Annotated in this window: 18 protein-coding genes; 6 read left to right on the forward strand and 12 right to left on the reverse strand. The window is 62.8% G+C overall.

Translation table 11 applies throughout. The features are described 5' to 3' along the window. The first annotated feature begins 329 nt into the window (after positions 1-329). Complete coding sequence (locus POS15_RS13950; protein ID WP_187788228.1) at positions 330-1,139, forward strand: hypothetical protein; 810 nt, start codon at positions 330-332, stop codon at positions 1,137-1,139. Positions 1,140-1,176: 37 nt separating this feature from the next. Here POS15_RS13950 and radC read toward each other — a convergent pair whose 3' ends face one another. From radC to POS15_RS13980, 6 genes are all read right to left on the reverse strand, one after another. Then, positions 1,177-1,686: a DNA repair protein RadC gene (gene radC, locus POS15_RS13955; RefSeq protein WP_187788229.1), complete on the reverse strand. Its 510-nt coding sequence runs from the start codon at positions 1,684-1,686 to the stop codon at positions 1,177-1,179. A gap of 335 nt (positions 1,687-2,021) precedes the next feature. After that, entirely contained in the window at positions 2,022-2,507 is a 486-nt protein-coding gene (locus POS15_RS13960; RefSeq protein ID WP_345782471.1) for a Mov34/MPN/PAD-1 family protein, read from the reverse strand. Then, positions 2,486-4,117 (reverse strand): ThiF family adenylyltransferase, encoded by a 1,632-nt coding sequence (locus POS15_RS13965; protein ID WP_284128333.1) that lies wholly within the window; start codon positions 4,115-4,117, stop codon positions 2,486-2,488. Before POS15_RS13965 ends, POS15_RS13960 begins: the two co-directional genes overlap by 22 nt. Beyond that, complete coding sequence (locus POS15_RS13970; protein ID WP_187788232.1) at positions 4,114-5,256, reverse strand: cyclic GMP-AMP synthase DncV-like nucleotidyltransferase; 1,143 nt, start codon at positions 5,254-5,256, stop codon at positions 4,114-4,116. Before POS15_RS13970 ends, POS15_RS13965 begins: the two co-directional genes overlap by 4 nt. Then, positions 5,250-6,251 carry a CBASS cGAMP-activated phospholipase gene (locus POS15_RS13975; RefSeq protein WP_284128334.1) on the reverse strand — a complete coding sequence of 334 codons (1,002 nt, stop codon included), beginning with the start codon at positions 6,249-6,251 and terminating at the stop codon, positions 5,250-5,252. The genes POS15_RS13970 and POS15_RS13975 overlap by 7 nt, the downstream gene beginning before the upstream one ends. A gap of 6 nt (positions 6,252-6,257) precedes the next feature. Then, complete coding sequence (locus tag POS15_RS13980) at positions 6,258-6,482, reverse strand: DUF2188 domain-containing protein (protein WP_071890187.1); 225 nt, start codon at positions 6,480-6,482, stop codon at positions 6,258-6,260. A 287-nt stretch (positions 6,483-6,769) separates the two neighbouring features. On the opposite strand from POS15_RS13980, the gene POS15_RS13985 reads away from it, so the two are divergent. Then, complete coding sequence (locus tag POS15_RS13985; RefSeq protein ID WP_007182527.1) at positions 6,770-7,162, forward strand: helix-turn-helix transcriptional regulator; 393 nt, start codon at positions 6,770-6,772, stop codon at positions 7,160-7,162. A 2-nt stretch (positions 7,163-7,164) separates the two neighbouring features. Continuing rightward, entirely contained in the window at positions 7,165-8,034 is an 870-nt protein-coding gene (locus POS15_RS13990) for an ImmA/IrrE family metallo-endopeptidase (RefSeq protein ID WP_183149380.1), read from the forward strand. 31 nt (positions 8,035-8,065) lie between these two features. On the opposite strand, the gene POS15_RS13995 is transcribed toward POS15_RS13990, so the two are convergent. From POS15_RS13995 to POS15_RS14010, 4 genes are all read right to left on the reverse strand, one after another. Then, positions 8,066-9,235, reverse strand: coding sequence for a PDDEXK nuclease domain-containing protein (locus POS15_RS13995; RefSeq protein WP_187788234.1), 1,170 nt, complete (start codon positions 9,233-9,235; stop codon positions 8,066-8,068). Continuing rightward, positions 9,232-10,431, reverse strand: coding sequence for a site-specific integrase (locus POS15_RS14000; protein ID WP_187788235.1), 1,200 nt, complete (start codon positions 10,429-10,431; stop codon positions 9,232-9,234). Before POS15_RS14000 ends, POS15_RS13995 begins: the two co-directional genes overlap by 4 nt. Positions 10,432-10,684: 253 nt before the next feature. Continuing rightward, positions 10,685-11,671 carry a malate dehydrogenase gene (locus POS15_RS14005; protein WP_019186175.1) on the reverse strand — a complete coding sequence of 329 codons (987 nt, stop codon included), beginning with the start codon at positions 11,669-11,671 and terminating at the stop codon, positions 10,685-10,687. A gap of 63 nt (positions 11,672-11,734) precedes the next feature. Next, a complete protein-coding gene (locus POS15_RS14010) occupies positions 11,735-12,229 on the reverse strand; it encodes a peptidylprolyl isomerase (protein WP_019186174.1) in 495 nt (164 codons plus the stop codon). Positions 12,230-12,569: 340 nt separating this feature from the next. On the opposite strand from POS15_RS14010, the gene typA reads away from it, so the two are divergent. From typA to POS15_RS14025, 3 genes are read left to right on the forward strand one after another with little or no spacing between them, the layout of a single operon-like run. After that, positions 12,570-14,417, forward strand: coding sequence for a translational GTPase TypA (gene typA, locus POS15_RS14015; protein ID WP_026070244.1), 1,848 nt, complete (start codon positions 12,570-12,572; stop codon positions 14,415-14,417). 12 nt (positions 14,418-14,429) lie between these two features. Continuing rightward, a complete protein-coding gene (locus POS15_RS14020) occupies positions 14,430-14,915 on the forward strand; it encodes a DUF2127 domain-containing protein (RefSeq protein ID WP_019186172.1) in 486 nt (161 codons plus the stop codon). Positions 14,916-14,970: 55 nt separating this feature from the next. Then, entirely contained in the window at positions 14,971-16,593 is a 1,623-nt protein-coding gene (locus POS15_RS14025) for an amidase (RefSeq protein ID WP_026070243.1), read from the forward strand. 191 nt (positions 16,594-16,784) lie between these two features. Here the strand turns inward: POS15_RS14025 and POS15_RS14030 are convergent, their stop codons facing one another. Together POS15_RS14030 and POS15_RS14035 are read right to left on the reverse strand one after the other, a co-directional pair. Then, positions 16,785-17,924, reverse strand: a complete 1,140-nt coding sequence (locus POS15_RS14030; RefSeq protein WP_046272405.1) for a mechanosensitive ion channel domain-containing protein — start codon at positions 17,922-17,924, stop codon at positions 16,785-16,787. Positions 17,925-18,034: 110 nt separating this feature from the next. Then, complete coding sequence (locus POS15_RS14035) at positions 18,035-19,426, reverse strand: 3-deoxy-7-phosphoheptulonate synthase class II (protein ID WP_046272403.1); 1,392 nt, start codon at positions 19,424-19,426, stop codon at positions 18,035-18,037. Positions 19,427-19,615 lie beyond the last annotated feature (189 nt).

A 19,615-nucleotide genomic window follows, 5' to 3' on the forward strand; every position in this document is an offset into this window, starting at 1 on the left:
AGGGGAGACGGCTGGACATGGCAACGGCCGTCCCTGTGTGCCGAACCGCACGCAAGCGAAGCGCGCAGGCCCGAAGCAGGAAGCCGGGCCGAAGGCGTCAGCCGAGCGGAGCGAGGGAACGATGGAAGCCCGTCAGGGGCGAGACGCCGTAGGCGGCTCGATGCGCCACGCGCACGACAGCGCGACCGGCCATCTCCCAGAGGGCCGGGGACGCCCGGATTGCATTGGCGTGGGTACCTCAGAGCCGGTTCATAAACAGTCGCTCGGGTACCGACAAATCCGGCAGGGTTTAATACGCTGTGAAGCGTCTAAAACATCAAGGACAGACCGTGAGTTCGTCTCAAACCGTGAATCCGCAGCAAGTCTGCGAAGACCTCCTCCTGGAGGGGAAGCAGTACAACATCGAGCACCACATTCTGCCCAGCGAGAACGCGGTCGCGGATCGACTGCTGGCGCGTGGCGTCGAATTGAAAGATGCCTACGATGAATTGCATGGAAAGCTCCACGCCCGCCCGCCGGCGCTCCAGGTCTTTCTCGGCCTCGTGTTGAGCACGGCCGCTTTCTGGAATCCACAGAAAATGCTGCAGGCGCGCACCGCCCGCAACGACCTCACCAACGTCAATCAGCAAGTCGCGAGGAAGGCGACTGAGTTGGCAGAACTTCTGGATCAACGCAGCGATCTGCACAACACCTCAGGTTTCAGCAGCGAAACCCACTATCACGTTGGAGACGTGATCGAGGCGGCATCCCAGAACAACCACCTGTTCCAATCATACGTACAAGAGAAGCTTGATGCCCTCCGGGGCCAGTTCGATCTGAAGTATTGGCCCTCATTGGGCGACTTCATGCGCGAATTGGCATCGGATGCTGAGAAGGCGGAGATGGCGGCCACAGACCCACTGACGGCCGCCGCCACTGCGGCGACCCGTCCCTCCAAGGCCGATTTCTTCAAGGCACTGTTCGCTTCGATCGAGGAAAACAGCACGGAGAACTACGGCCAACTGCCAAGGGCGTTCAAGCTGACCGATCGGACATTGGCCTCATTGGCGAACTGCGCTCTGGATCTCGGCCCCGACGAACTGGTGGACGAAGCCTACGTGAAGCGCCTCCGTCAGCGTGAGCGCAACGGAACCGAGTAGCACGGCACAGTAAAAAGAGGGCCGAAGCCCCCTTGGATCAGATCAGGCCATGTTCGGCAAAGGACGTGGTGGTGGTGCCTGCGACGATGATGTGATCCAACACGCGCACCTCCACCAGCTCCAATGCCTCCTTCAGCCTCTGGGTCAATGTCCTGTCGGCACTGCTCGGCTCGGGATTACCGCTCGGGTGGTTGTGCGAAACGATGACCGCCGCCGCGTTGAGCCGCAGCGCCTCCTTGACCAGCTCGCGCGGATACACCGATGCGCCGTCGATGGTGCCTCGGAACATCTCGGCGTACTCGATCAGCCGATGCTGCGTGTCCATGAACAGCACCGCGAACACCTCATGCTCGAAGCCGGCCAGCTTGGCATGCAAGTATTCCTTGACCGCCGCCGGCGATGTGAACGACGTACCGCGTTGCATCTTGCGCTCAATGGCCTGGCGCGCGGCCTCCAGAATCTGCTCGGCAGTCGCCAGCAGGTAGCGGCCCTGCGCGTCACGCACCATCAGCGAGGAATCGAACGAGGAAAAGGACAGTTGCGACATGATCGTGCTCCGGTTGCTCGGGCGGAATTGCCCGGAACCGTGGCGAGCACGGCGCAGCGCAAGCAGTCAGGGATCGGAGACGGCCATCAGGCCGCAAGCGTGCGAGCACGCGCAGTCATTGACGGCGAGAACGCCGTGATACGGTGAAGGGAACAGCAAGACCGCCTACACCCTCCCATTGCACACACAGGCCCTTGTGCAAGCGGAGCGCGCAGGCCCGTCAGGGCCGAAGGCGTCAGGGGTCAAAGTCGAATGGCCGCGACTCGGAACGAGGCGCGGGGCGCAGCCCGCGAACCCGACGGCGGCACGCCGGGGCGCACTGGATTTGTTGCGCGCTATTCCACAGGGGCAAGTACCAAACCTCGGCCTGATTTCGGCACCAACTCAGCGTATAGAGATTTTCGTCCGACGATGACAGCGACCATTGGCCGCTTGTCCCGACGCTTCGCTGATAAGCGGTTCCATTCCGATCTGTCCAGACCAGAAGGATGAGGATGATCCTCTGGATGAGTGTGCCATTCCCCCAAGTAGCGGATAGTCCCGTTACTTGCCGTCCATCGCGCCAGGGCAATAGATTCGTGACCAAAGGGCATCCGTTCGAATAGACATCGGAATCTCTTGTCATGTTCCGTAGGGGCCGTGGCTTCCTCGATAATCATGTGAGCCCCATGAACCGAACCAAGCAGAATTCCACCAGCTTCACAGGCGGTATCAACAATCTGAATATGCTGGCAAAAAGTCTCCAGTGTGGAATCCGTAAAATGCAGCAGCGTCCTCCTGTCGCCACTGGCCCAGGAACTCATGAATTGCATACAGGACATTCCGGGTTCCGCAGCGGATCACAGTCGGGCGTGGCAGATTGCTGGGTACGGTCGATGATCCTCGTTCGAAGTGCGGGTGAATGGACGCCGTTAACCCAATCAAGCGCCATCTCTGCGCCCAGGCTGGCAGCATGCACTGACACCGAGGCAGGAAACGGCACGTATAAGCCCTCGCATCCGTGCCCCGCCAAGATGGCAGGAAGAGGATCAACGGTAGAGCGGAGTTCACCTCTTCTATTGCTATGCCAAAGACATCGGTAGCAAGCACCAGATGCGTGCGTTCTCAATAGTGCGCGGACAGCCGTACCCGGTCCCTCTATCCAGACCGAAAGCATGGGCGTAGGTAGTAGATGATGGTCGCACAGCCAGTGCCCAAGGGATTCCTCCCCGGTGGCATCTATGAGAAGGTCCAGTTCTCCCAACTTGGCCTGCCTGACATCAACGGGAAGAGAACGAATCTCGGCCCCTGGCGCCAAGCGTTTCAGTTCCTTCGCCATAGCCTCGGCTTTGTTAGACAGCAGGTCTGGAAATCCCAAGCGATGGCGCCCGATGTTCTGCGGGAGAAGGCAGTCGAAGTCCACTAACGTGAGTTTTCCGCCGCATGTTCCCGCCCCGGCCTTGACCAGCATGTCCGACAAATATCCGCCGATCGTGCCGCATCCCACGACGGCCAAGTTCTTGCCTGCAAGCGTTTTTGACTTAGGCATGTTCCGCTGGGCAAGGTAGCGATCGTCGATTCTGACCACTGAGATGGGTATCACCTTCAACCCATAGCTGGAATCCTTTCGATCTGCGAGCTTGCTCTTTTTCACCGGACGTTGGCGGTCATAGAGAACCACGAAGCCATACGTCATCAACGGGGATTCGATGACGATCAGAACGCCATTGGCCTTTTTCCTTTCTCCTTCCTTGATGCGTTCGTGAATCTTGCGTCGGCACCGAGGGTCAAGGGTGCTTTGCCACGCCAAGATATCCCTCACTGTTTCAGGAGGCCAATGGCCGGTCAGAGGACGGGGTTGAGCACCCGTCTTTACCCGGTAAGTCAGCACCGTTCTATCGGTGACTTGGTAGCCGAGCGACTTCAGTTTTTCTGTTGTTCGATCTTCGTTGTCGGTGATGAACCACAAGGGATTCCCATTGGCCTGCGCGACGATGCAGTTCTGCCGCCCCAAATCCTCGCCTTGCATGTCCACGAAGCAAAGCCCACCGTGCCAGTAGGCGAAGAACTCTTCCGCGAGATCTTCGATCATCTCTCCCTTCAGGATCTGCCCGAACAAGACGGCCGCGTGTTGCAGGCATGCCAGCGACTGTCCGACAGGATCGTAGATGTCCAGGACGACCGTGCCCTTGGCGAGATAGCAAAGCCCGCCATCTGCGCCAAGATGAGGAACTGCAGCCGGCAGTTCGGAGGGGATTTCCAGGAGCCGGATGCGAGGTAAGTCAAAGAATGTGGGGTCGAGTTGGACTTCGCACGGACAACCCTTGCCCGCACCGGGTGGGTTCAAACACCCGTGCAGCTTGAACCAGCCGTCATCCGTCTTGCCAACAAACACGAAGCCTTGCTGCTCGAAGGCCTCGATCACGTCTGCGACCGCTGGGGCGCCGCTCATCCGGCCTTCGTTCGTCCGACCAGTTCGCTCGGACCAGCGGCGGCGGGAGCGGCGGCGATGGTGGCGACGATGGATACCACCTTGACCCGATCCGGCTCATTCGGAAAACGCGGACCGAATTCGCCCTGCATCCAGATGCAAGCTTGGGAAGGGCTGCTGGCGTCGGTTGCGCCGCGAAGGACCTTCTCAAATTCTTCGAACGCCTTTGCGGCTTCTTCGACACAGGCTTTGCCCAGCCGTGCCGTAAGCGATTCGGATTCATCCACAGGGTTGTTCACCCCCGCACGCAACCGGGCCGGCAGTGCCACGACGACATCCAGCAACGCGAGGTCGTCGCGCCGATCACGCTTTTCAAATAGAGGGGCCGCGGCGGCCATCAGCAGGATCGAAGAGGGCCCGCCGCTGGACCACCTCCAATCACGGAATGCCTTCAAGTAACGAACTACGCGGCGGAACTGCTCCCCCTTGGCGTCCACTTCGCCCAGGAACCATTCCTTCACAGGCCTAGGGTCAGAGGGCATCCAGTTGCATTCACGATGAGCCAGAAGCACCTTGTCAGCGGGCAGCGCTGTCCAAGCATCCCGTTCTGCCATGTTCACCGCTTCCGTCAGCGAGTCGTAGCCATATCGCTCCATCGAGGCCTTTGCGAGCGTGACAAATTCTTCGTCGGGAATAGCGTACAAAGGAATATCAATGTGGGCATACGCTGAAATGACGATACGGATGCACGTCGGCTTGTCGGTGACAAGCTTCCACTGCTTTTCCTCGACCAGCGGCCTCAATGCTTCTTCTGCAGCAGCAAAGAACACTGTCGTAGCCGTGCTGGGGCGTTTCGTCTGCGAGACGAAACTCAACGGCAGATAGCACCCATCATCGACATCCGCTTGTTGCGGGCGTTGGGCCGGAGAATTCAGCGTCTTGTATGCCCACGACCCTTGCGTGAAGAAGCGTGGCTGCGGCACGTCCTCCGTGTATCCGTTTACCCTCAGCACGCGAGGGATGCCTGTGCGCAGGCAGTCCCTGACATCAGTGCGTGCGCTGGCGATCCAGGCGCGCTGCTCGGGCGTCAAATCCAGCTCATCATGGATGCAGGACTCGTCGTCAACAGTGGTAAAGAAAAGCGGACTCAGGTTCAGCATGCGGCCTCCGGAACATTCTTGTTGGGGCCGTGATAGAAGATGGGGGCGCCGGCCTGGTGCGCTCGAAACGGTTGAAAAAGAGGATCGCCAAGCGCGCGCTGGGCCGCGTGGCTACCGCGATCCTTGAGCGTATTCGTGGCGCCAATGGAAACCCGATCCAGCGCCTTCACGTCCTTGCTCTGATCCGGCGTTGCCTTGTCGTCGATCTGGAAGTAGTTGTTCCCCAACAGCTGTCTCAGCATGTAGTCCACGGACGATTCCTGGGCGGAGATCACCAGATCGAAGAGTCCTCCGCGCCACTTACCGAATCCTCGGTCAAGGCTGGCGCCGCCACGGACAGTCGCACCAATTGTCATCGTGCCGATGGAAAGAACCCGAATCCGCGCATCCTGTTTCGGTGCCAGGAACGTGTTGACTTCATGCAACCCGAACAGACCAGGAGCATTACCCACCAGCCCTCCATCCGCGAAGACACCGCGGTCGTTACGCGCCAGCGGAAAGTAGACGGGCGCGGCAGCGGTCGCCAACGCAACATCGACGATCTTCATGCGGTGATCAAATTCAAAGGAAGGGTGGTGAGGTGTCTTGAAAAACTGTCCGCGACCTGTCGAGTAGTTGACTGCTGGTACAAGAACACGATGCTTCAGGTCGCCTACGGTGGTTCTCTGGAAGCGTTCGGTCAGCACTTCTCGCAACCCTGCCGAATCATGCTTTGCAGTCAACCAGAATCCCAGAAGCCGTCTTGAAAGACTGCGGCAACCAAAGATGCGGCTGCCTTCGTCTTCGAACAGTGCTTTGAGTTCGCTGGCAGGGATTTCCGCTGCCAGTCCCAAAGCCAACATCCCTCCTGCCGATGTGCCACAAATCAGGTCAAAGTGGGAAGCGATAGGCCGGCCCAGCACGGCTTCAAGCTCGGCAAGAACCGTGGCCGTATAAAGGCCGCGATAGCCTCCCCCCGACAGGGAGAGCACATGGTAGGTAGGGATGTCAGTCATGACGTCTTAACCTCTCGGGGGAAAGGAGTCGTTGCCGTGGCTATCCTTGTCACGGATACGGCCATCTGGACGATGGATGACGAGTTCGGACTTCTGGTTGCGTGCAATATCCCGCGCTGCATCTATTGCTTGCTGCTGCGTGTCATGCACAGAGGTCGCCCGCTCGTTGCCGGCGCCTTTAACGGCCCAACCGTCTTGATGAGGAACAACATGCTGATTTTTTCCGGCCATGATGGCACTCCTACAATGGAACTATGGAAGTCCCAGCCAGCCGGCTGGGTTGTCAATGGCCGCCCGCTGTAGCACAATACGTTGCTCATGCAGACAACAGGAAGACCAAGCCAATCCAACCTGTAGCAGGCGAAAAATCTGCTTCCGTTGTCTGGCTAGACAACAATGTATCAGAGCATGTGCGCTGGCGCAACACCTGCGCAACATGCGCCTTTGGACTCGACTGAATGTGGGGTTGATGCAACAGAGGGCTACGGCCTTCCCCCGCAACGCAAGGATCAGAACTCATGCCACAAACAGGCTTGGGCGTCGCTATCAAGACGCTACGCGAACGCAGAACCCTTTCCCTGCGTGAAATTGGGCAGCTATCGTCAGTGGACCATGCATACGTCTACCGCCTCGAAACTGGCGAAAAAACAAACCCCTCCCAAGACCTGATTGAAAAGCTATTGAAGGTTCTTAAGCCGACGGAGAGAGATGCTGCACTCGTAACTTGGCTGGTTGACCATGCGGACGCCGACCCGAACCTCGTCGAATTTGTGCTACAAGATTCGTCTATTGGTATCGACGTATTTACGATGGCGGCCGGCGTCAGGCATCGGGGTAACGCAAGGCCTGATCCCGCCACATTGATTACCCGGATCAAAAAGGCCCTTGAGGACGACGACGAGGACGATTGAACATGGACGAATCGGATGTCAGACAGAAAGCACGCGCGTTCATTGCGAAAGTCGATGTTTCTAACATCCGAGAAGACCTGTCTCCCTATGTGACCGCTGCTAATGCCAAGGTCAAGAAAGATGAGCTTGGCGAAGGAGAGTCTGGCTATACCATTACCAAGCCGAACGGGAAGCACATAATCACCGTGAACTCCCTGGAGACTGAGGAACGCCAGCGTTTCACTATTTGCCACGAGATAGCGCATATCGTGCTCGACCTAGAATCGAGTCACGAGGAAGTCCCGTCCTGGTCTTATGCCAAACGGCATCCCAACGAGATCGCCTGCGACACATTTGCCGCTGAACTGCTGATGCCTTATCAGCGATGGCTTTCTGTCGTTCCCAAGGAAGAGCCTTCCTTGGACCTTATCCAGCGCATGGCCGATTTGTTTGGCACTTCATTTCCCGCGGCTGCGTCGAGATTCGCCAGTCTCAGCGATGTGCCGTGTGCCTTCGTCACCATGGAGCGTGGCGCAGTACGGTATGCGGCACGCTCCACGTCTTTGAGACAAGCTGGGGCCTGGATATCACCCAGGTCGGTGATCCCGGCTGGCTCAGTGGCTCATCGAGTCAGATCCTCTGGGAACAGTACAACTGATACGGGGGAAGTCTCCCAGGACGTATGGTTCGACAACTGGGAAAAGGGCCTCGATCTCTGGGAACTTTCAAGGCACTACGCACGCACTGACACCACTATTTCGTTGCTATGGTTTGACGGCGAAGACCTGCCGGAGATCGAAGTGAACCGCTTCGGCGTGCGAGTGGAAGACGATGGCGGCCTACCAGAATTAACTGGTGAGTTGCCGTGGCCAGGGCGTAGCAAGCGTCGCTAGCTAAGCCTGGCAGCATCACGCTGCAACTGCCCTAGTTTTCGCTGGGCGTATTGTGGGATGCCGGTCTACGTGATTCGAGCAGACGCCGCGTGTTCTCCAGCTCCTTTTGTAGCAGCTCCGCATCCGGCAGCACGGTGCGGTAGTTCGCCGCCATAACCTTGGTTGGCAAGCCATCCAGCGCATACCGCGCCAAAGCATGGCCCTTGTCGGCACACAGGATCAGGCCCACCGGCGGATTCTCGTCCGGGTAGGCCCAATGCTCCTTGGCATAGTTGCAGTACATATGCATTTGCCCCACATCGGCATGGGTCAAGCCACCCAGCTTCAGGTCGATGATGACCAGGCAGCGCAGCTTGCGATGGAAGAACAACAGATCCACCCGATACCAAGTCTGGTCGATGCGCAGCCGACGCTGCCGCCCAACGAAGGTGAAGCCTTCACCCAGCTCCAGCAGGAAGTCCTCCAGCCGCTGGATCAATGCCGCTTCCAGGTCGGATTCCGAATACTCGTCCTTGAGGTCGAGGAACTCCAGTACATACGGGTCTTTGATGGCGTCGTTGGGTGTGACGGCATCCTCGGGCTTAGCAACCGAACCCTTGACCAGCATCGCCGCCTTGTCCTTGGACAAGGCCGTCCGCTCGTAGAACTGGCTGCCGATCTGTCGATCAAGCTGGCGCACGCTCCAGCCACCGCGCAGCGCCTCTGTCTCATAGAACTGACGGGCATGGTCATCCTTGACCGACAGCAGCCGGACATAGGCTGACCACGGTAGAGCGAAGGCCTGGGCCAGTTCGGAGAGGTCGAATTTCCGAGACACCGTCTCGGAATTCTCTATGGGCAGTCCGTCTCCAGATTCCCGAGACAGTGTCTCGGCAATTGCCTCAACGGGGTAAGCGACGAAAAAACGCCGCATGTTCTCCAGGTTGTCCGGGCTGAAACCGCGCCCAAATCGTGCCGTCAGGTCGGCGGACAACCGCGCCATCAACTGCTCGCCGTAACCGGCCCGCCGTCTGCCTTTCTGCTCGGCTTCGACGATCCGGCGGCCAATCTCCCAATAGCTGGCCGTCATCAGCGCGTTGACACTGCGCGCCGCCGCCTGACGCGCCGCGTCCAGCAGCTCCACGATGCCGCCGTGGATGCCGGCATAGCCAGCCGGTAAGGCAGCGGGTTTCCGTGTTGCCACGGGTGTCTTCCTTGTCATGCTGTCACCTCCATAGAACGGGATGCCCCGGTAATCGCCAGTCGCCGATTCGCCACCAGTTCGGCCGCATCCCGCACGGGCTTGTCCTCGGTATGAACATAGTGCATAAACATCGCCACCGTCTTGTGCCCTGTGAGCTTCATGCCCACCTTGGTTGGCACGCCTGAGTTGGCAATGTCGGTAGTCGCTCGGTGACGGATGCCATGCGTGCCGACGTGCGGGACGCCAGCGGCCTTGAGCACGCGCGTCCAGCCGCCATAGTGTTCGCCGTGGGTCATGTGCCGGGTCGGGTCGTTCGGCGACGGCAGGACATAGGGGCAACCTTCCCGGCGCGGCGCTGTGGACAGCAGCCGATAGGCTTCCTCGCTCATGGGCTTGGAAATGCCGCCGGTCTTGCTGTCGGGCCAGACGACACGGCGGTTTTCCAGATCAATCCAGCCCCACTCCAGCGGGCAGATTTCGGAGCGGCGGGCGGCGAACTCGAATTGCAGGCGGATCGCCAGGGGGATGACGTAGTTTTCCAGTCCTTCGGCTTCCAGCGTCCCCAACTGGCGGAAGATCCGCACCAGTTCATCGTCCACGATAAGCCGGGTTTCCTTGCCGGGTGGGTACATCGGGACATGGCGGCATGGATTCGTCCCATCGGGGCGCAACCCCCACACTTCGGCCAGGTTGAACATCTTGCGCAGCACGCCGAAGGTGCGGTTGGCCTCGGCCTGCTTGTAGGCCAGCTTCTTCATCAGTGCCGCCACGTCCGGGCGCTTCACGTCCTGCACCTTCATCCGGCCCATGATCGGGATGATGCAGCGGTCGATGACGCCCTGATAGCCACGCTGCGTGCTGGGCTTGTTACGCTGCTTGGAGTAGTCCTCCATGAAGGTGTGGCAAAACTCCTTCATGGTTGGTGCCTTGCGGGCGGCGTTCTTGGCCGCACTGGGGTCGCCGCCCTTGCGCACCTCGGCCAGCCACTCCTGCGCCATCGTGCGTGCCTGATCGACGGTCAGTTCCCCGTACTGGCCCAAGGCGGGCTTACGGCGCTCGCCCGCGTTCGTGCGGTACTGGAGCATGAACACCTTGCGGCCTGCCGGGGTGATCTTGCACAGGAAGCCGGGCACCACGGTGTCCCGCAGTTCGATGGCCTTGTCTTGGGGTTGTGCCGCATCTACTGCGGACTTGGTGAGCTTGATCTTCGCCATGATGACTCCTCGGAAAGCCCGGTTTCCAAGAGCCGCATGGGAGCCACGCGAGGGGAAGCCGGGTCAAGTTTCGGAAAGCACCGGCATATGTTGAACTCGCCTAAGTGATTGATAAACTTGCTGTATAGAGCCTTGGCGTAGTCCAGCGAATTGCGGTACTGGAGTCATCGTGAAACAAAAAAAACGCCGGGCAATGCCCGGCGTTTCTTCCATCAGGCACCGACCAACGGCCAGCACCTGTCGCGGCGTGCGATCAGCCCAGCAGGTGGGCGACGCCGGCGCGCTCTTCTTCCAGCTCGGCCAGGGTCTTGTCGATGTACTTCTGGCTGAAGTCGTCGACCGGCAGATCCTTGACCAGGGTGTACTCGCCGTTCTCGGTGGTGACCGCGAAGCCGAAGATCACGCCTTCCGGAATGCCGTAGGAGCCGTCGGACGGCACGCCCATGGTGACCCACTTGCCGTTGCTGCCCAGCACCCAGTCACGGATGTGGTCGACGGCGGCATTGGCGGCCGAGGCTGCCGAGGACGAGCCACGCGCTTCGATGATCGCCGCGCCGCGCTTGCCCACGGTCGGGATGAAGGTCGATGCGTTCCATTCCTGGTCGTTGATCGCCTCGGCGATGGAGGCACCATCGGCGGTGGCGAAACGGTAGTCCGGGTACATGGTCGGGCTGTGGTTGCCCCACACGATCAGCTTTTCCATGCCACCGACCGGCTTGCCGAGCTTGGTCGACAGCTGGCTCAGCGCGCGGTTGTGGTCCAGGCGCAGCATGGCGGTGAAGTTGCGCGGGTTCAGGTCCGGCGCCGACTTCATGGCGATGTAGGCATTGGTGTTGGCCGGGTTGCCAACCACCAGCACCTTGACGTCACGCTTGGCGACCTTGTTCAGTGCTGCGCCCTGGGCGGTGAAGATCTTCGCGTTTTCCAGCAGCAGATCCTTGCGCTCCATGCCCGGGCCGCGCGGACGCGCGCCGACCAGCAGGGCGATATCGGCATCCTTGAAGGCCACTTCGGCGTCATCGGTACCGACCATGCCGGCCAGCAGCGGGAAGGCGCAGTCTTCCAGTTCCATCATCACGCCGCGCAGGGCGGCCTGGGCCTTGTCGACCGGCAGCTCGAGCAGCTGCAGGATGACCGGCTGGTCCTTGCCCAGCATGTCGCCGGAGGCGATGCGGAACAGCAGGGCGTAGCCGATCTGGCCGGCGGCGCCGGTCACGGCAACACGAACAGGTGCTTTCATGGGGATTTCCTCTGCTAAGAATCGTAAAAACGGCCCCCTTCACAGGGGGCCGTCGGGATCGGATCAGGCGCTGGGGATCAGCTTGTTCCACTCCGCCACGCGCTCGGCCTGGGCGGCCAGCACGGCGTCGGTGTCGCCTTCCAGGGTGATCGAATGGATCACATCGCCCTGCTTGACCGAGTCCACGATGGCCTGGCCGTCCAGGACCTGGCCGAACACGGTGTGCTTGCCGTCCAGCCAATCGGTCTTGATGTGGGTGATGAAGAACTGGCTGCCGTTGGTGTTCGGGCCGGCATTGGCCATCGACAGCGAACCGACCTGATGCTTCACGCCATTCTTTTCATCTTCGAACTTGTAGCCCGGGCCGCCGGTGCCACGACCCTGCGGGCAGCCGCCCTGGATCATGAAGTCGGGGATGACGCGGTGGAAGATCAGGCCGTCATAGAAGCCGTGCTTGACCAGGTTCACGAAGTTGGCGACCGTCAGCGGGGCCTTGTCGGCGAACAGCTCGACCTTGATCGGGCCCTGGGTGGTGTCGAAAGTGGCGATGAGGGACATGCAAATCCTTGGGGTACGGGGGTTTGTCGTTAGCCCCATAGGATACACCGCGCCCCCTGACCAACGGGCGCCTGTTGGACAAACGCGTCGCCACGCGCCAAGGCACCTCCGCGCCGGCACGCATACGCTTTGCTGAATGCCTCAGGGGCGGCGGTCGTGCCGGCCGTTGGCCAGCAGCCAGGCAAAACCTGCCGGGGTTCATGGGGTCGCCGGCCAGCGGCCGGCACTACCTGAATGCCCGTCCGGCAAGGCTTGCGAGGCACTTTTCGCGATTGGTCATCTTGGCCGTATAATGTTGGACTTCTTTTTCCAAATCCGGCGCCGACTGGCCCCCTTTCGCATGTCTATCGAAAATCTTCGCAACATCGCCATCGTCGCCCACGTCGACCACGGTAAGACCACCCTCGTCGACCAGCTGCTCAAGCAGTCCGGCACCCTCTCCGAGCGCACCGTGCTCGCCGAGCGCGTGATGGACAGCAATGACCAGGAAAAGGAACGCGGCATCACCATCCTGGCCAAGAACACGGCCATCACCTGGGAAGACAAGAAGACCGGCATCAAGAACCGGATCAACATCGTCGACACCCCGGGACACGCCGACTTCGGCGGCGAAGTGGAGCGCGTGCTGTCGATGGTCGACACCGTGCTGATCCTCGTCGATGCGATGGACGGCCCGATGCCGCAGACCCGCTTCGTGACCCAGAAGGCCTTCGCGATGGGCTTCAAGCCGATCGTCGTGGTCAACAAGGTCGACCGTCCGGGCTCGCGTCCGGATTGGGTGATCGACCAGGTCTTCGACCTGTTCGACAAGCTCGGCGCCACCAATGAGCAGCTGGACTTCCCGATCGTCTACGCCTCGGCCCTGAACGGCTACGCCGGCCTGGAAGACACCGTGCGCGACGGCGACATGACCCCGCTGTACGAAGCGATCATGCAGCACGCGCCGAAGCCGGAAGTGGACCCGGAAGGTCCGTTCCAGATGCGCATCAGCCAGCTGGACTACAACAACTTCGTGGGCGTGATCGGCATCGGTCGCGTGCAGCGCGGCACCCTGAAGAAGAACATGCAGGTCGCGGTCATCGATCGCGAAGGCAAGAAGCGCAACGGCAAGGTCGCGCAGGTGCTGGGCTTCCTGGGCCTGGAGCGCATCGAGCAGGATACCGCCGAGGCCGGTGACATCATCGCCATCTCGGGCATTCCGGAACTGACCATCTCCGACACCCTGTGCCACCCGGACACCCCGGAAGCGCTGCCGGCACTGACCGTCGATGAGCCGACGATCTCGATGACCTTCCAGGTCAACAACTCGCCGTTCGCCGGCAACAAGGACCTGTCCGGTGGCAAGTTCCTGACCAGCCGCCAGATCAAGGACCGCCTGGACCGCGAGCAGGTCCACAACGTGGCCCTGAAGGTGGAACAGCTGGAAGACGCCGACAAGTTCCTGGTCTCCGGCCGTGGCGAACTGCACCTGTCGGTGCTGATCGAGAACATGCGTCGTGAAGGCTACGAGCTGGCCGTGTCGCGCCCGGAAGTGATCATCAAGCAGATCGACGGCCAGGCCATGGAGCCGATCGAGCAGCTGGTGGTGGACATCGAAGAGCAGCACCAGGGCGGCGTGATGGAAAAGCTGGGCACCCGCAAGGGCCAGCTGAAGAACATGGAGCCGGACGGCAAGGGCCGCGTGCGCCTGGAGTACCAGATCCCGGCCCGTGGCCTGATCGGTTTCCAGAACGAGTTCAAGACCCTGACCCAGGGTTCGGGCCTGCTGTTCCACGTGTTCGACCATTACGGTCCGAAGGAACAGGGTTCGATCGCCAAGCGCCAGAACGGCGTGATGATCGCCAATGCTCCGGGTGCCACCCCGGCGTACTCCCTGGGCCCGCTGCAGGAACGCGGCAAGCTGTTCGCTGCTGAAGGCGACAACGTGTATGAAGGCCAGCTGGTCGGCATCCACTCCAAGGACAACGACCTGACCGTCAACGCGATCAAGACCAAGCCGCTGACCAACATGCGCGCTTCGGGCAAGGACGATGCGATCCAGCTGACCCCGGCGATCAAGTACTCGCTGGAGCAGGCCCTGGACTTCATCGAAGACGACGAGCTGGTCGAGATCACCCCGAAGGAAATCCGCCTGCGCAAGAAGGGCCTGACCGAAAGCGACCGCAAGAAGGCATCGCGCGGCGGCTGATAGGACCCTGTCGTGACCGACAAGCCCTACAACCCGGATCCTCACAAGCATCCGGGGCTTCACCTGATCGCCTTGCTGGAAGCCAGCAAGGCGGTTCTGGCGCTGTTGGCTGCGACCGGGCTGGAAATGCTCGGCCCGCAGCCCCTGCGCGATGCGGTCAATGCCTTGATCCGCCGGTTCAGTCTGGACCCGGATCACGGCACCCTGCCCTCGCTGCTCAACATGATCAGCCCCGATGCCGTGCATCTGGCGGCTGCTGCGATGGTCGCCTATGGCGTCCTGCACCTTTTCGAGGCCTGGGGCCTCTGGCGCGCCAAAGCCTGGGCCTCCTGGCTGGGCTGCGTCACCGCCGGCATCTACCTGCCGTTCGATATCTACGCCATTCTCCGTCACCCGGGCTGGGCCTCGTGGTCGGTGCTGGTGATCAATCTGATCGTGGTCGGCGTGCTCGCCCGCGATATCCGCAAACGCCATGGCAAGGCCGCCAACGCGGCTTGAGTTGCCAAGCGCCGTCTGTGCTGGTTAGCCTGTCGGCCGGTTCGGGGGGACAGGCATGCGCCTGACACTGACATCACTGATGCTCATCGCACTGGCCGGCTGCAGCCCGGGCCCGGCGCCCCTGCACGCCCGTGAGTCGCCTGCCGCGGCACCGCCCACCAGCGCGCCGATTCCCTTCGCCTACGCCGAAGCCGACATCGCCGATCTGCAGGCGCGCATGGCCAGCGGCGAGCTGGACAGCGTCACCCTGGCCCGCGCCTACCTGGACCGCATCGCTCGCCTCGACCGCGCCGGCCCGCGCCTGCGCGCGGTCATCGAGCTCAACCCGGACGCACTACGCGAGGCCGCCCAACTGGACGCCGAGCGCCGCCGGGGCCAGCTCCGCGGCCCGCTGCACGGCATCCCGGTGCTGCTCAAGGACAACATCGGCGCCAGCCCCATGAGTACCACCGCCGGCTCGCTCGCACTGGAAGGCTTCCGCCCCGACGATGCGTTCCTGGTCAAACGGCTGCGCGCGGCCGGCGCGCTGATCCTGGGCAAGACCAACCTGAGCGAATGGGCCAACTTCCGCTCCAGCCAATCGGTCTCTGGCTGGAGCGCGCGTGGCGGACAGACCCGCAACCCGTATCGGCTCAGCCACAGCCCCTGCGGCTCCAGCAGCGGCAGCGCGGTGGCGGTGTCGGCCAACCTGGCGGTGGCGGCGATCGGCACGGAAACCGATGGCAGCATCGTCTGCCCGGCCGCCGTCAACGGCGTGGTCGGGCTGAAACCGACCGTCGGCCTGGTCAGCCGCGAAGGCATCCTTCCGATCTCCTTCAGCCAGGACACCGCCGGCCCGATGGCGCGCAGCGTCGCCGATGCGGCGGCCCTGCTGACCGCCATGGCCGGCCGCGACGAGGCCGACCCGGCCACCGCGACCATGCCCGGGCGCGCGGTCTACGACTACACCTCCCGCCTGAACGCCGATGGCCTGCGCGGCGCGCGGGTCGGCGTGCTGTATGGCGACCTGATGCAGAAGCCGGGCATCGCCCCGGCCCTGCAGCATGCCGTGGCCGTGCTGCGCGACGCCGGCGCCACCGTGGTGCCGGTGCAGTTGCCGACCCAGGGCCAGTGGCAGGACGCCGAGCGCATCGTGCTGATGCACGAGTTCAAGGCCGGGCTGCAGCGCTACTTCACCACCTACCAGGCCCCGGTGCGCAGCCTGGAGGACGTGATCGCCTGGAACCGGCAGCACGCGGGCAAGGAGCTGGCGCTGTTCGACCAGGACCTGATGGAAACCGCTGCCGCCATGGGCGGGCCGGGCACCCCTGCGTACATCCGCGCACGCAGTGACGCACGCCGCTTGGCCGGCCCCGAGGGCATCGATGCGGTGCTGCGCGAGCAGAAACTGGATGCGCTGGTGGCCCCGACCACCGGCGTGGCCTGGCCGATCCGGCCGGGCAGTGGCGATGACTTCCCGGGCGAGAGCTACAGCGCTGCCGCCGTGGCCGGCTACCCGAGCCTGACCGTGCCCATGGCGCACGTGAACGGCCTGCCGCTGGGCCTGCTGTTCATGGGCACCGCGTGGAGCGAGCCGCGCCTGATCGAACTGGGCTACGCCTACGAGCAGCGCACGCGGGCGCGCCGCCCACCACGCTTCCAGACCGACAGTCTGCTGACGAACGCCGTCGCGCCCTGACGGGCGTGTACCGACCAACGGTCGGTACCTACCCGATAACGTACGCCCCCGCCCAGGCAATCCCGGCCTTGGCATGCCCCGCCTCGGTGATTCCGGCCGTTCGTGCGCCCCGCCTCGGTAGTGCCGGCCGCTGGCCGGCAACCACGCAATCCCGGCACAGGGTCCATGCGTTTGCCGGCCAGCGGCCGGCACTACCGGGATGCATCGCCCGGGTCCGGCAGGATCGCCGGCTCACCATCCTCGGCCCCGGGCGAGCGCACATCCTCGGCCGGCTGCGAGCGCGGCCGGCGCGTGGGCGTCACTTCCTGGTTGAGCTCGGCACGGGTGCGCGGCAGCGCCTGCGGATGCTCGCGCGCCAGGAAATCGAGCATCCGCTCGCGCACGATGCAGCGCAGATCGAATGCATCGCCGGAGTTGCGCGCGCTCACCAGCAGGCGCACCTGCAGGGTGTGCTCGCTGGTTTCGGTCACCTGGGTTACGCAGACCTGGCCGTCCCACAGTGCCTCGCCTTTGCAGATCCGCTCCAGTTCAGCGCGGATCGCCGGGATCGGCGCGGTGTAATCCAGCCACAGGAAGGCAGTGCCAAGCAGGTCCGCACTGCGCCGTGTCCAGTTCTGGAACGGGTGCTCGATGAACCACGTCAGGGGCACCACCATCCGCCGCGCATCCCAGATCCGCACCACCACGTAGCTGCTGTTGATCTCCTCCACCCGGCCCCACTCACCTTCCACGATCACCACATCGTCCAGCCGGATCGGCTGGGTCAAGGCGATCTGCAGGCCGGCGATCAGGTTGCCGAACACCGGCTTGGCCGCGATACCGGCGACCAGGCCGATGATGCCGGCCGAGGCCAGCAACGCGGTGCCGATCTGGCGCACCATCGGGAAGGTCAGCAGGATCAGCGAGACGCCGACCAGGATGATCGCGCCCATCAGCACGCGGCTCAGCACCCGGGTCTGGGTCTGGATGCGACGCGCTTCGAGATTGTCGGCCACCTCCATCGGGTGGTCGCGCAGGATCGCCTGCTCGCCGGCAGCGACCGCGCGCACCAGCAGCCAGATGAAGCAGCCGGTCAGGCCGATATGCAGCAGGCGCAGTGACTGATCCAGCCAACGCCCGTGCAGCGGCGTGGCTTCCAGCGCAGGAATCAGCAGCAGCAGCGGCAGCGCGAACGCCAGCGGCCGGCTGATCACGCGCGCGATGCGGGCGCGGCGGTAATCGCGGTTTTTCAAGCGCCGCGTCAACGCCATCAGCAACCACCAGCCCGTGATCCCGATCACCAGTGCGATCGAGATCGGCCATAGATACAGCGCTGCCTGCTGCCAGTCCACGGTCACTGCACGCTCCTGTGTTCTTCGCAAGGAAGTCCACAGGATGCCGGTACCACCATGACCGGGGTGTCAGACGAATGTAAGGTGCGTGTCGAGGACACGCCCCCGGGTCAGTCGGCGTAATGCGCCTGCTTGCGCACGATCGCCATCGCGATCTCCAGCGACTGCTCGTAGTTCAGGCGCGGATCGACGGAGGAGCGGTAGGCACGCTCCAGGTCGCGTTCGGTCAGCTCGCGGGCGCCGCCGGTGCATTCGGTCACGTCCTCCCCGGTCAGCTCCAGGTGCACGCCGCCCAACCGCGTGCCGGCCGCGGCATGCAGATCGAAGGACATCTCGACCTCGCCACGCACATTGTCGAAACGGCGCGTCTTGTAGCCATTGCTGGTGCTCTCGGTATTGCCATGCATCGCATCGCACACCCACAGCACGCGCCGGCCATCGCGCTTGACCGCATTCAACAGCGGCGGCAGCTTCTGCGCGATCTGCGCCGCGCCCATGCGGTGGATGAAACTCAGGCGGCCCGGCTCGTCATCGGGGTTGAGCACATCGATCAGGCGCAGCAGCTGGTCCGGCTGCACGGACGGGCCGACCTTGATCGCGATCGGATTGCGCACGCCACGCAGGTATTCCACGTGCGCGCCATCCAGCGCCGCGGTGCGCATGCCGATCCACGGGTAGTGCGTGCTCAGGTTCAACCAACCCTGCTGGCGCGGCACCTGCCGGGTCAGCGCCTGCTCGTAGGGCAGCAGCAGCGCTTCGTGCGAGGTGTAGAAGTCGATCCGGTTGAGGTTGTACACCTGCGTGCCGGACAGCGTTTCCATGAAGCGCACCGCGTCGCCGATCGAGGACACCATCTTCTGGTAATCGGTGGCCAGCGGCGAATGCCGCACCCACTCCAGGTTCCAGTACTCGGGGTGGTGCAGATCGGCGAAGCCGCCATCGATCAGCGCCCGCACGAAGTTCATGGTCATCGCCGAATGCGCATGCGCCTGCAGCATCCGGCGTGGGTCCGGCAGACGGGCAGCTTCGGTGAATTCCGGCGCATTGATCACGTCGCCGCGGTAGCTGGGCAGGGTCACGCCGTCGCGGGTTTCGGTATCGGCCGAGCGCGGCTTGGCGTACTGCCCGGCGAAACGCCCGACCCGGATCACCGGCTTGCGCATGCCGTGCACCAGCACCAGGCTCATCTGCAGCAGCACCTTGAGCCGGTTGGAGATGGTGGTGGATTCGCAGTCGCTGAAGTTCTCCGCGCAGTCACCGCCCTGCAGCAGGAAGCGCTTGCCTTCCTGGGCATCGGCCAGCTGCTGCTTGAGCGCCAGGATCTCCCAGGAGGTCACCAGCGGCGGCAGCCGCTTGAGCTCGTGCAGCGAGGCATCCAGCGCCAGCGGGTCCGGGTAGGTCGGCATCTGCAGCGCCGGCTTGCCACGCCAGCTCTCCGGCGACCAGGCAGCGTCGACGGCGGTCGCGGCGGGATCGGCTACGGGGGGGGCGGACAGGCTCATCACGGACTTCCGGGGTGTGGGGCCGGTCATGGTCGCAGAGCGCGCCGCCGCCGCAAAGGGCTGGGCCGGCCTGCGTGGCTGAACACCGGTCAACGGGCGCGGCGATCGGCCAGATCGCGCATGGTCCAGCGGCCGCGGACAGGCGCATGATTTGTTACGGAGTAACACTTGCCAGGCCGGCCCCCTCCC

The organism is Stenotrophomonas sp. BIO128-Bstrain, assembly GCF_030128875.1.
Classification (GTDB): Bacteria; Pseudomonadota; Gammaproteobacteria; order Xanthomonadales; family Xanthomonadaceae; genus Stenotrophomonas; species Stenotrophomonas bentonitica_A.